This window comes from Chitinophaga filiformis, assembly GCF_021646545.1.
Lineage (GTDB): Bacteria > Bacteroidota > Bacteroidia > Chitinophagales > Chitinophagaceae > Chitinophaga > Chitinophaga filiformis_A.
The window spans coordinates 310,399-323,212 of record NZ_JAKIRP010000004.1; the positions used below are offsets into that span (position 1 = coordinate 310,399).

9 protein-coding genes are annotated in these 12,814 nt (G+C 45.7%); 4 read left to right on the plus strand and 5 right to left on the minus strand.

Annotated features, from left to right (window positions below):
• Nucleotides 1–11: 11 nt before the first annotated feature.
• The 4 genes from L3C95_RS13585 (at nucleotide 12) to L3C95_RS13600 (ending at nucleotide 6,295) form a co-directional block, all read left to right on the plus strand.
• Nucleotides 12–797, plus strand: coding sequence for an alpha/beta fold hydrolase (locus L3C95_RS13585; RefSeq protein ID WP_236388422.1), 786 nt, complete (start codon nucleotides 12–14; stop codon nucleotides 795–797).
• Between the two features lie 2 nt (nucleotides 798–799).
• Complete coding sequence (locus L3C95_RS35110) at nucleotides 800–3,445, plus strand: PKD domain-containing protein (RefSeq protein ID WP_236388424.1); 2,646 nt, start codon at nucleotides 800–802, stop codon at nucleotides 3,443–3,445.
• 156 nt (nucleotides 3,446–3,601) lie between these two features.
• The gene (locus L3C95_RS13595) at nucleotides 3,602–5,530 is read left to right on the plus strand and encodes a gliding motility-associated C-terminal domain-containing protein (protein WP_236388425.1); all 1,929 of its coding nucleotides are present in this window, start codon (nucleotides 3,602–3,604) and stop codon (nucleotides 5,528–5,530) included.
• 9 nt (nucleotides 5,531–5,539) lie between these two features.
• Nucleotides 5,540–6,295 (plus strand): SDR family NAD(P)-dependent oxidoreductase, encoded by a 756-nt coding sequence (locus L3C95_RS13600; RefSeq protein WP_236388427.1) that lies wholly within the window; start codon nucleotides 5,540–5,542, stop codon nucleotides 6,293–6,295.
• Nucleotides 6,296–6,805: 510 nt separating this feature from the next.
• On the opposite strand, the gene L3C95_RS13605 is transcribed toward L3C95_RS13600, so the two are convergent.
• The 5 genes from L3C95_RS13605 to L3C95_RS13625 all read right to left on the minus strand — a co-directional run bounded on the left by L3C95_RS13605 (nucleotide 6,806) and on the right by L3C95_RS13625 (nucleotide 12,593).
• Entirely contained in the window at nucleotides 6,806–7,819 is a 1,014-nt protein-coding gene (locus L3C95_RS13605) for a type II toxin-antitoxin system antitoxin SocA domain-containing protein (protein ID WP_236388429.1), read from the minus strand.
• Nucleotides 7,820–7,825: 6 nt separating this feature from the next.
• A complete protein-coding gene (locus L3C95_RS13610) occupies nucleotides 7,826–8,203 on the minus strand; it encodes a type II toxin-antitoxin system MqsR family toxin (RefSeq protein WP_236388430.1) in 378 nt (125 codons plus the stop codon).
• 322 nt (nucleotides 8,204–8,525) lie between these two features.
• Nucleotides 8,526–9,734, minus strand: a complete 1,209-nt coding sequence (locus tag L3C95_RS13615) for a sialidase family protein (protein WP_236388432.1) — start codon at nucleotides 9,732–9,734, stop codon at nucleotides 8,526–8,528.
• Nucleotides 9,735–9,739: 5 nt separating this feature from the next.
• A complete protein-coding gene (locus L3C95_RS13620; protein WP_236388434.1) occupies nucleotides 9,740–12,022 on the minus strand; it encodes a TonB-dependent receptor in 2,283 nt (760 codons plus the stop codon).
• 208 nt (nucleotides 12,023–12,230) lie between these two features.
• Nucleotides 12,231–12,593 (minus strand): hypothetical protein, encoded by a 363-nt coding sequence (locus L3C95_RS13625; RefSeq protein WP_236388435.1) that lies wholly within the window; start codon nucleotides 12,591–12,593, stop codon nucleotides 12,231–12,233.
• Nucleotides 12,594–12,814 lie beyond the last annotated feature (221 nt).

Here is a 12,814-nt window from a genome sequence, read left to right on the forward strand (position 1 = left end):
AATTATTTCACGTGTCCACTAAACCTTCGACCCAAAATAGCGATCTAAAGAATAAACCAGCAGTGCTGCTGATACATGGTTTCTCCGAGAACAACCAGATATGGCAGCAACAACTGGCAGCCTTGAGCGAACAATTCTATGTAATAGCGCCTGACCTTCCCGGTACAGGCAATACGCCGGCAACAGACACGCTGAGCATGGAAAGCATGGCTGAATATGTGCAGGATCTTTTAAAAGCGGAAGGCATCTCCAAAGCAGTAGTGATAGGTCATTCCATGGGCGGCTACGTAGCCCTGGCGCTGGCAGAAAAATATCCCGCCCTCGTACAGGGACTGGGGTTGTTCCATTCTACCGCCGCGCCGGACAACGAAGAAAAAAAAGAAGCCCGGCGGAAATCTATCAATATGATTGAGCAATATGGCAATGAGGCTTTTGTGAAACAGACAATGCCTAATATGTTCAGTCCCGCCTATAAAAAACAACATCCTGAACAAATAGAGTCGTATATTCAAATGTGTTTGCAATGCCCGCAGTCATCCCAGGTAGCTTATTACGAAGCAATGATGCAACGCCCTGACCGTACAGCAGTGCTATCATCTATCTCCGTACCTGTTTTGTTTGTGATAGGCAAAGACGATAATGCCGTACCCATGCAGAATGTGCTGCCGCAGGTATCCCTGCCCCGCATCAGCAGTATCTATATATTTGAAGACACCGGACATATGGGAATGTGGGAAGTGCCGGAAGCCAGCACACAACTATTGGAACAGTTTATTCTTTTTTGCCAACAATATTGAACGTGAAAAGAACCCTTATACTGCTAATTATTCTTACCCTTGGATACGCTACACAAGCCTCCCACATCATCGGAGGAGAAATGTCGTATAAATACATCAGCCGCAATGGCAACAACCTGACCTACCAGGTAACATTGAAGCTATTCCGTATTTGTGAGAGGGGGGATAATATAGCAGAATTACCGGAGGCTGTTTACTTTTCTCTTTTCAGTAAGGTAGACAATGGCGCATACGGCACCCCAATAGAAGTACCGCGCGCCAGTAAAGAAGTAAGGCAGCTGGGACAGGTAGATCCCTGCATCGTCAATCGCCCTGATATCTGTTTCCAGATAGGTACATATGTGCAGAATATCACCGTTCCTGTCAGCCCAATGGGATATACCGTCTCGTTCCAGAGCTGCTGCCGCGATAATACCATTGAAAATCTCATCGACACAAGAGACCCGAACAACGAACAAAACAGGCCCGGAAACGGCGCTACCTATTTCACGGAACTACCAGGTGAAGATGGTCAGCTGACCAACTCCAGCCCCACTTTTAAGAAAGATGAGGCAGTACTGGTATGTGCCAATAAACAATTCACTTACGACTTTTCTGCAACCGATAGCGACAGCGACCAGCTCGTATATTCCTTCTGTGATGCTTATGGTGGCGGACAAACCACTCCTCAGGGCAGTTTACCACCTCCAGCCGTTGCCCCGCCTTACGGAACGGTTCCTTATAAAAGCCCCTACTCGGGCGGCAGTCCGCTGGGGGCCGGAGCTACCATAGATCCGAACACCGGCATTATTTCCGGTATTGCACCCGGTCCCGGAAAATATGTACTGACGGTCTGCGCCTACGAATACCGGAACGGCGTACTGCTGGGCATTCATCGAAAAGACTTCCATGTGCATGTGACCACCTGTGTAAAGGCGGTCGTCGCCTCTATGCCGGACAAGTATAACGATTGCTCTGGCTACACGATTACCTTTATTAACAACAGTACAGAAGGGAAACCCTATTTTTGGGAATTTGGAGATGGGGATACGCTGCATACGACGAGCAGTGACCCGATACAGCATACCTACGCCCGGGAAGGTACTTATAAAGTTAAATTGTGGGTGGACAAAAGCAGTAACTGTGGCGACACTGCAACAGCGATGGCCTATGTATATCCGCTGTTGCGGCCTAATGTCAACTTCGCCGGACTTTGTAGCAATACTACCACTACTTTCACCAACACTTCCACCACCTCCAGTGCTACCGACAATATCAATTATTACCGTTGGGACTTTGGCGTAGCAGGTTCCGACGCCGACACCTCATTGGAGAAAAGTCCGCGCTTCCAATACCCCGGGCCGGGCAATTACCAGGTGGTACTGCAGATGAAAACAGAACGGGGATGTGAACGTTTTGATACCTCAGATCTTGTTATATATGACAAACCGCCGCTGGCCACTACGCCAGATACGCTACTTTGTTACCTCAACTCCATTCAGCTGCATGCGGAAAGCGTTGTGGACGGGAATGTGGTAAATGGAACATATACATGGGCGCCTTCATATAATATCAATAACGCGAATACAGCCGATCCAACAATATTTCCAAGGCTTGATACGGCCTATACTGTCACCTTTACGGACGGAACAGGTTGTGTCAACAGCAAACGGGTTGCCATTGACGTGAGAACCGAACTGGTGGTGACAGCGATGGCTGACAGTGTTGTATGTACAGGTGATGAAGTGAACATCCGCGCGATCGCCGACGGCAATTATCCGCTTACCTGGTTCGATTCCACTAATACTGTGGTAGGTACCGGTACTGTTGTACCCCTTGTTCCTCCTGGCCCTTCTGCAACATACAGGGTACGGGGAGACCTGGGCGATTGCTTTGATGAAGACAGAGTGACGTTGAAAGTAGTAGACCCGCCAGTAGCTTATGCCGGTGAAGATACTACCATCTGTTATGGCGAACAATTGACACTGAGGGCATCGGGAGGCTCGAACTATCAGTGGACGCCTACCACCACACTGACTTCTCCGCAGAGTGCTACTACCCTTGCCCGTCCAACAGACTCCACTGCATATGTCGTTACTGTGACCGACGTATTGGGTTGTCCGAAACCCATTTCCGACACCGTACTGGTCAATGTAATACCTCCGGTGCCAGCTTTTGCCGGCAACGATACCATTGCCATACTGAACCAACCTTTCCAGCTGAATGCTTCCGGTGGCGTTACTTATGTATGGACACCTGTAGATGGCCTGGATAATCCAAATGTCTACAATCCGATCACTACCATCAATCGTGATATTACCTATACCGTCACCGTCTATACGGAAGAGGGTTGCTCCGGCAGGGACGATATCAAGATCCGTTTTATGGCCGGTCCCGACATCTACGTGCCCACCGGATTCTCACCTAACGGCGACGGGCAAAACGATATTTTCCGTCCACTGCCCGTAGGTATGGTACAGATGGACTTCTTCCGCGTGTTTGACCGCTGGGGGAAGCTTATGTATAGTACCAGCAAGTATTTGCAGGGATGGAACGGTTATTTCAACGGATCGCCGGCAGCAGTAGGCACCTACGTTTGGGTGGTGCAAGGCAAAAATATAAACAACGAAACAGTAATAAGAAAAGGTACAGTAACACTTGTCAGATAGAAATTACTTCATTTAATGACATACTATCAACTGTAACGAACTACTGTACAGGTACTTCGAAAGCCGCGTGTATACTGGAAAAAATGATTTTATTAACGGTGGATTTTTTTGTAAATTCCTATACGAAAGTCATTTTACAGTCACGCGCCCCTTTTGATGTACAGATTCCTTATTCTGGCTATTTGCTGCACCTTTGTCCACGTTAGAGCAGATGCTTACCATATAATTGGCGGCGAAATTTACTATGCGTACCTCGGCCCCGGAGCGGAAGGATTGTTGAAGTACGAGATCGTCCTTAAATTATACCGGGATGCTGATTTCACCTGTGGTCCCATCCAGGGATGTCTCGATCATTTTGAGAATCCAGTTCCTGTCAATATATATAACGCCAGCGGTATTCGCGTCATGAACGCAAGGCAGCTTTATATCAGCGAAACGAAATCGCTGCGCGATACACTTAAAAATCCCTGCCTTGCTCCCCGTACGCAGAACCTGGAGGTAGCCTATTACCGCGACACGGTGGAACTGCCGCCCAGCTATGGAGGATATTACGTCACGTATCAGCGCTGCTGCCGCGGGGAAAAGCTGACCAACATTTATGATTCAGAACATGAAGGGTCTACCTTTTATGCCACCATTCCGGGATCTGAAAAACGACCTACCAATAGCAGCGTACATTTTAAACACGACGGTGCGATCGTCATCTGTAACAGTCTACCTTTTACCTTTGACTATTCCGCCTTCGATCCTGATGGGGACAGCCTTACCTACACCCTCTGTAGTGCGCTTACCGGCGGCTCTACGCGCAGTGAGGGCGTAGCTGCCAATCCGCCGCCCTACAATTCTACCGTCAACTACGTAACGCCTTATTCGGGCGCCAATCCCATGGGCGGCTCGCCACAGATATCCATCGATAATCAGGGCATGCTCAGAGGTACGCCCAACCGTGAAGGCAAGTTCGTGATCTCTGTTTGTGTAAGCGAATACGACCGGCACACCAAGGTATTGCTGGGCACCCACCATAAAGACCTGTTGCTGACAGTCTTTAATTGTAAGACCAATATCCAGGCAGGCTTTCCTTCTGTGCTGATGAATTGTGTAGCCAGCCCGGAACTGAGTGTGACCATCCCTAACTATAGCAATGCAGGTTTCACCTCCAGTTATTACTGGGATTTTGGAGATGGCACAGATACTATCACTTTCGACAAAACTGTCTTCAGTCACCTGTACCCCGATACCGGCATTTACGAGCTTAAACTGGTCGTAAACCGGGGCCTTTCATGTACAGACAGTACAACAGGCTTTGTACACAATTATCCAGGCTTAAACGCTGATTTTACCGTGGAAGGTCTTTGTCGCGGAGAACCGATCCGCTTCAATGATGTTTCTACGTATACCTATGGCAAAATTACCAGCAGGCGCTGGGACATTGGTATACCCGACGCGGCACAGCCTACCAGTGCTGTCAGCACTCAACTCAATTACATCTACCACGATGGCGGCAACTATACCGTCACACTTTCCCTGCTTACTGACCGGTCGTGCAGTGCTACGGTTTCCAAGGAGGTGATCGTTTACGAGGTCAATCCTTTTGCCGGCAACGATACCATCCTTGCCAAAGGGCAGCCCCTGCAACTGAATGCTACCGGCGGCGATTTCTATGCCTGGTCGCCCCCGAACGGTTTGAACAACATCAACATTGCGAACCCGGTCGCCAGCGGCAATGAGGATATCACCTATCTGCTGAAGGTCACCAATTCACAGGGATGTTTCGGGTATGATTCCATCAATGTAAAGTATTACTTCGGTCCGGAAATATATGTCCCCACTGCCTTCAGTCCCAATGGCGACGGACAGAACGATCGCTTCCGCTTTATACCGGTGGGCATCACGGAATACGAATACTTCCGCATCTTCAATCGCTGGGGACAGGAAATTTACTCTTCCACCGACTTCCGCAAAGGCTGGGACGGTACTATCAAAGGCATGCCTGCACCAGTGGACACCTACATCTGGATACTGGCCGGAAAAGATTTAACCGGTAAAAGTATTTTAAAGAAAGGCACTGTAACTTTGGTGAAATAAAATCGGATTATGGCAATAGTTTTAATTACCGGAGCTACCTCTGGCTTCGGTGAGGCGTGCGCAAAGAAGTTCGCAGCGAATGGTTATGATTTAATTATCACCGGCAGAAGACAGGAAAGACTAACAGCACTACAGGAACAGCTGCAACAGGAACATAAGATTGCCGTACTTCCCCTTTGTTTTGACGTAAGAGATCAGCAGGCAGTGAATACCGTATTGGGCAATATACCTGACAATTGGAAAGCTGTCAGCATCCTTGTCAATAACGCCGGCCTGGCGCTTGGCATGAGCAGCATTGAAGATGGCGATGTGTCTGACTGGGACACCATGATCGATACCAATGTAAAAGGATTGCTTTATGTGTCCAGAGTGGTGATCCCCTGGCTGAAGGCACAGAGAAAAGGACATGTCATTAACCTGGGCTCTACTGCCGCCAAACAGGTGTATGCCAAAGGACATGTATACTGCGCTACAAAAGCTGCTGTGGATTCTATCTCGCAAGGTATGCGTATTGACCTGCTTCCCTATCGTATCAAAGTAACTGCGGTACATCCCGGTGCAGCAGCTACCGAGTTTTCAGAAGTGCGTTTTAAGGGTGATAAGGAGAAGGCCGATAGCATCTACAAAGGCTTCCAGCCGCTCACAGGTGAGGATGTGGCAGATACCATCTATTATTGCGCTACCCTGCCCCCACATGTATGCATCAACGATCTGGTAATGACCTGCGTACAACAGGCCAATGCCTACTATTTCGATAAAGAATAAAAATTACTCATATAACACTTAGATGTTATTTCGAATGCTACATTTTGTACTTATATTTGAAACAATTAACGTATATGAGGGGCTATGTGTGATGTAAGCAATTGAGGGGAGCTGCTTTATACCTCCACGCGGAGGTGACCTAACTAACTATTTAACGTTTTGATGATGCCGACTATCTATCCTAAAAAACCATATCCCTATGCTTACATTTGCAACACTGTATTTGTTGCGCCTTTACTATCCCAGGTGGAAAGCAGAATGGCGCTTCTACTCCGACAGATCTAAAAGGAATAACTACGGTCGCTGGGCAACTCGCCAGGATTGGGCCGGAGCTTTTAGTTACTGAGAAATGAATCTAATCCCGCCGGTGTAAGCCGGCGGGATTTTTTTATGTGGTCGTTATTCGCGATTTATTAAGGCCTCCCCATGTTTCATAGCTTTGTCATTCGCTAAAGTATAGTCATCACGGTTACTATTACCAAAGGATTCATCATATCTACCTTGGCTTTTTCACATATATTTTAAATCAAAAGCATACTTATAACTAATCTTAGCTTTAGCACCTATATTCTCTTTCCATGCAAGTTCTTCATGACTTATTTCAATGATCTCTTTAGTTTGCTTCTTACCCAACGCCAACTTAACTGCCTTCAACGTTTCCAGTTCTTCTTTAGAAAATAGACGGGGTTGAAAATTTCTTCCTTCTCTTGGCAAGAATTCTTCTCCATATCTTCCTTCTTGAAATTCGTGATAACATATAGTCACATCCTCATTCTGTGCCACGTACTCAAAGATACTATTGAAGTTGTTTGGAACAGGTCCCATTGGAATCGCATAGTACTCCGCCCCACTGATACTGTAGGCGGTTTTCTTATAATGATAAAAATCAGAATAAAAAAGAAGCTTATTCAATTGGGTTTTCCAGGGCTTAACTTCAGAAGCAAAGAATACTATCATTTCTGTAAGACGCCTTAAACTTGGCTTTCTATATCCGGTATAAACACTTACTTTATCAGTATGGTCTCCCGACATCAGGTATTGAGGCAGACCATTATAATGAAAATCACTCTGTTCATTTAATAACCTGTCAATTGTTGTATTTACCTCCAGCAGTGTTTTATCATCCAGAACGTTGATAGAGGTATTGACAAGTTTCCTAAATTCTGCCGGATCTTCTGCCAGCTGAATTAGTCTAGCATTTGATATGTTAGGTATTTCGCCATTTTCGTATTGTCTGTACATATTGATACCAAACCCTAATACTTCAGCCATTTTAGTCTGAGTTAACCCGTACTTATCCCTTATTTCCTTTATCTGGTCAGGAAAAGGAAGATTATACTTTTCGCGATATTGATTATATACCTGGTTTAAATTTAAGTTTTCCAGCTCCTCGTCAGTTAACTCTTCTCCACTTTCCTGGTCCCAATAAAAGTGATAAAGAATGGAGAAAGATTCCTTACGGAAATCTATTATCTCGGCGCGTGAACACCGTGCCATTTCTTTTCCTGTATATGGACTTTTCATAAATAATTAGTTAAATGGATATTGCATAGGATACTCCGATTCATGGAATGATAGACAAACAACTGCTGTACCATCCAATCCAATCGAAAATTTTATATATAACTCCGTTCCTCTGAAATCATAGCCAAACACGGCTACAACTCGATCTGGATATTTTTCGTCAGGCTCAGGCCCACAATAATAATCTGTTGGAGCCAGATCTTTAATAATTTCTATTTGCATTGCTACTGTGATCCCTAGATCAGCTAAACTCTGCATGTTTTTCGTTGAGCGATTATTAAACCAGATCCTGTTGGTAGCGATGATCTTTTTGATGTCCTTCAAAAGAGCAGTTGCATCCTCTACCGTTCTGACTGGCTGCATAGAGCTGTCTAGCATGTACATGTCTAATTCTTTTTAAGTTTTGGTGGCGTGACATTAGTATCTCTTTTAAGGATTTAATAAAACTAATCGTTACAAAGGTAGGAATAAAAAACAACGTTAACGTTGTTTTAATGATTTTTTTTTAGCTTCGAAGCCACCATATAAATTATTAAAAATCAACAAATAAAACACATTAACAGAGGATATTAATCGGCATTTACCTACCTCTCACACAACGGATTCATTTAGCTCTCATTGAATAAATTGTTCCGGTTGTGGCACATGAAAGGGGCTGGCCGAAAAGTAAAAAACACTTTTAGGCCAGCCCCTTTTTATTTGATTCCTACTCATTCAACACCTTACACCTTACCTGCTGCAACTCCCCTTCCCGCTGCGTATACGCCACCAGCACAGTATGATCATCCAATCCCTTTATCACCGGATAGCACGCATAAACAGAATCGGGCGTCAATACGCCCGTATCCAGCACCTTCCCTGCTCCATCCCTTACCTGGAAACCTACGCGGCTGTTAAAGGTATTTTTCACCTTTACCGGTTCATCCCACACCAGCATGATCTTATTGTCAGCCAATGCTGTGATCTGCGGATGTTTGGCCAGGGGGAAAGAACTGACTTTCTGTTTATGAGTGTAGGTCTGTCCGTTATCTGCAGACTGGCAATAATAGACACCTTCTCCTCCGCCCATCGTGAACCAGGTAAAATGCATGCCTTCTTTGTTCTTCACCATGGCCGGCCCGGTATGCGGACAACCTCTCACTACCCAGTTATCGGCACTGATCCTGTTCATGGTCGAAAAAGAGGCGCCTCTGTCAGTGGACACCATATGCACCATGTCACGGATAGAATCATTGATAATATCCCTGAAAGCGATATGAATACCACCATCTCCATCCGTATAAAGATCTGTTCTGCAACATTGACAAACTGTTTCTGCCAATGGTCTTTCCTGTTTAAAACCTCCATGGCCGGCAGTAACAGCAAAATAGAGAGAAGAACCTTCCGCATCAATGTCCTTCCTGTTATCCAGCCAGATAGCGGCTGCTTCCCCATCAGGCAGTAACGCAATATCAAAATACCGCTGATCATAACTACCGGTATCTGTTACCAATGCCTGTGCTGGTAACCAGCTTTTCCCGCCGTTCAGGGAACGCGTATAAAATACTCTTCCCGCATATTTATTACGCGCATCGTTCTGCTCTACGCCATAGATAGCGATGATCTCTCCATCCGGCTTGAATACCATCTTAGGCATATTCTCTGCGTGCGGCAATATGCCATTAGCTGTAGGTACGCGTTGCGGTACAGAAAATGTATTGCCTCCGTCTGCAGACACTGCATAATACAAAGTGCCTGTATCTGCCCCCGGTGGCGCTTCCACCCAGCTGATCACCGTTTTACCATCTGTAGTAGTGGTCAGGTAAGGACACGAGGCGTCCTGCGCCGCATGTGACAGTACCTGTATTTTCTCCTTCCTGTTGTTACATGCAACCGTGCATATAGCCAGTAATATCATCCATTGTCTGATTCCCATCGCAATTAGTTTTTACCATTAAATGTATAAGCAACACCTATGTTGAAAGTACGTTTCGGCCCTGGTCTGTAAGAAGTGCTGTAAGCCGTTTTTTCTGCAGTAGTAGCATAGATCACATCCGCAGCATTGCGACAGTTCAGCCAGCATTCAAACTGCTTCCAGTTGTATCCGGTACGGAAATTCAGCAGATCATAACCTCCATAGTAGCGTGTGTTCTGCGGATCCATATAATAACGGCTTACATGCTGCCACTCTCCTCCCAGCCGGAAACCGTTCAGGAAAGCGGGTTTCCAGGTGATCTCTGTATTGGTGATCACTTTAGGTGCACCACTCATCTGGTTATCATCATAACTCACACCTTTTTCCACATACTCATTGAAAAAGTGTTCTGCATATTGTCCGCTGCAACGGATCCACAATGAACGTATGGGTGTATAACGCACATTCCATTCTATACCCCGGTGCATAGTACGGCCTGTGTTACGGTTCTCGTAAGAGTTATCATCCAGTTTCACACTGATGATCTCATTTCTGCCCTGCATATTGTATACACCTATATCCACATATCCCTTATCATTCGCAAAACCAAACCAGCCGCCAGCTTCATAGTTGCGATAAGTAGCAGGTTCCAGCACCGGTACTTTCACGCCTCTGTACAGTTCTGAGATATTAGGCGGAGCAAAGCCCACACTATAGTTGGCATACATGCCGCGGTTTTTTCCGAAGTCGTATGTCAATCCGACTTTTGGTGTAAGCGCATTGAAGTTGTTACGTTCATCGGGCGCACCTGTGAAAGCAGAAGGTGTAAGGTGATTGTCAAAATCATAATCCATCCTGTCGTAACGGATAGCTGCAACGAGTTTTACGCCGCGTAGCAATTCCATGTCAAACTGCGCATAGGCAGCTGTATTCAGCAAACCCACATTGTAGTCTGTCAGCAAAGAATCTTTCTTTGTATAACCTGTATAGTAACCTGCAGCATCGCGGGTAATATCTATAAACTCTGAGTAATAAGCTGCAGGACTATAATCAGCGCTCACACCTGCAATTAAAGATGCGTGCTGCCAGGGGAATTGCTTCTTATGTTGTATGATCAATCCATAACTGTTAAAGCTGTCATCGTTGATCTCTCCTGCAGCTTTCAGTGGATTTTGTAAGTTGTTTTTAATGGCATAAAATGGATTCTGTCCTATGCTGTTATTACGGAAGAATGCAGTTACCGTAGTTCTGTCTGTTGCACTCCAGGTATGTTCTAAGGTGCTCCTGTAGCGGAATGCATTCACCTTACGATAAGAGAATGTCTGAAAATTGCGGTAATCTTTTCCATAAAAATGAGCGCTGTCCAATCCTCCTACCTGGTCGGTATAATAGTCGGTCAGTGTAGCAGCGTTGATCCATTTCGTGCGTTCATTGATCTGATAATCTGCCCGCAATGTAAAAGCCAGTTTGTGAAAATCGCTGTGATCCATATAACCATTCCGCTGATCCGCATAATAACCACCGAAGGTGATACCAACTTTATTAAATGTACCGGATGCACTGAAATCAGTACGTTTATATCCCCGGTCACTGATCTCTGCCTGTATCCTGGCAGTAGGTTTCAGTGATGGTGCTGCGGTGATAAAATTCACGGCCCCTCCTACTGCTTCACTTCCATATAAGGAAGAGGCAGGCCCTCTCACTACTTCAATATTGCGCAATGCCGCCATATTGATCTCGATCAGTGCATTGTGGTTAAAGTCGCCGATAGTACGAATGGGAATGCCGTCTTCCAGATAAAGAAAGAGGCTCTTATAACCGATAGGTTGCCGGATAGCCATGGTATGCTGTTCATTACCCAGGTCTACCATGTATACACCGCTCACCTTGTTCAACAGCTGCTCCAGGGAGCTTGCTTTGGTGTCCCTCATCTCTTGTGTGGAAATGGTGCTGATAGCAACCGGTGCATCTGTACGGGATTGTTTGTCCCTGCTGGTGGTCACTATTATTTCATTCAGGCTGGCGATGTCGGGCATCAGTGAAACAATAAAGGGCTGTTGTGTGTTTACTGCCATCTTTTGTGACTTATATCCTATGAAGGATACTTTGATGGAATCGTTCTCTTTATTGCCCTGTAGCGTAAAACGTCCTGCGGCATCTGTCTGGCAGCCTTTGTCTGCGTGTAACAACTGGACGCTTACACCTGGCAATACTTCTCCTGTCTGCGCGTCAATCACGCGGCCCTGCATCTGCGCACGTGACTGTACAAAAAACAATACTCCTGTTATTATCAGTAATAAATATTTCATTGGTTCGATAAGTTCAACTGCCGCAATAGGGCGTGCAACGGCATGACAGGTGATGTACATCACTGCCGGTACAATTGCCATCACGGGCAATAGTGGTCAATAAGTAAATAGATGGAATGACTGATCAATGAGACAGACTACAGCGGTATGCTGCGTCATCGCTCATAAATGCATCACAATAAATGTGCTGTAATTGTATTGCTGACCTTTACACCTGGGGTGGGTGAAAGAAAGAGAATAAAGGAGTATGCAGTTCAGGATCCTGATAATAAACGATGAGTTTTGAGGAAGGGGCAATCGGGGAAAAATCAAATTCCTGCAGCGCATCTACGAAAGAGACTTCGTACTTTTCCTTGCCTGTAGTACCATTCTGCTGCTGCTGTTCATCCTGCCGCAGCTTCTTTCTGAGATAACACTTACCGTTACAATGCATGTCGGGCTTGTCCCTGTTTTCGCACAATACACGTGCAATGTATGCCTGATCGATCTTATACTTCACCATAATCACTACCTGGCTGAAGTTTTGCAACAGCAGCCCCAGGAATACCGATATGACGAAGAAATACCTCATTTGCTGCAAAAATAGGTCAAGGCTTACCCAATTTCAAATGATTTATGTCATGTTCGCGGAGATATAGGTTAGCATCGTCCCATGTGAGTTAGTTCAAAGTTGCATATGACTAGCATTAACTTCCGATAATCCTCCGATTTGATCGGAAGATTATCGGAAGTTAATCCTGGTCATATGCTGGTTACATCCTGGTCATGTGCTGGATACATCCTGCAAATATC

What these genes read in the sequence shown, in the direction of transcription:
- L3C95_RS13595 (WP_236388425.1), top strand. Translation starts at nt 3,602, where the DNA reads ATGTACAGATTCCTTATTCTGGCTATTTGCTGCACCTTTGTCCACGTT.
- L3C95_RS13600 (WP_236388427.1), top strand. Translation starts at nt 5,540, where the DNA reads ATGGCAATAGTTTTAATTACCGGAGCTACCTCTGGCTTCGGTGAGGCG.
- L3C95_RS13605 (WP_236388429.1), bottom strand. Translation starts at nt 7,819, where the DNA reads ATGAAAAGTCCATATACAGGAAAAGAAATGGCACGGTGTTCACGCGCC.
- L3C95_RS13610 (WP_236388430.1), bottom strand. Translation starts at nt 8,203, where the DNA reads ATGTACATGCTAGACAGCTCTATGCAGCCAGTCAGAACGGTAGAGGAT.
- L3C95_RS13615 (WP_236388432.1), bottom strand. Translation starts at nt 9,734, where the DNA reads ATGGGAATCAGACAATGGATGATATTACTGGCTATATGCACGGTTGCA.
- L3C95_RS13620 (WP_236388434.1), bottom strand. Translation starts at nt 12,022, where the DNA reads ATGAAATATTTATTACTGATAATAACAGGAGTATTGTTTTTTGTACAG.
- L3C95_RS13625 (WP_236388435.1), bottom strand. Translation starts at nt 12,593, where the DNA reads ATGAGGTATTTCTTCGTCATATCGGTATTCCTGGGGCTGCTGTTGCAA.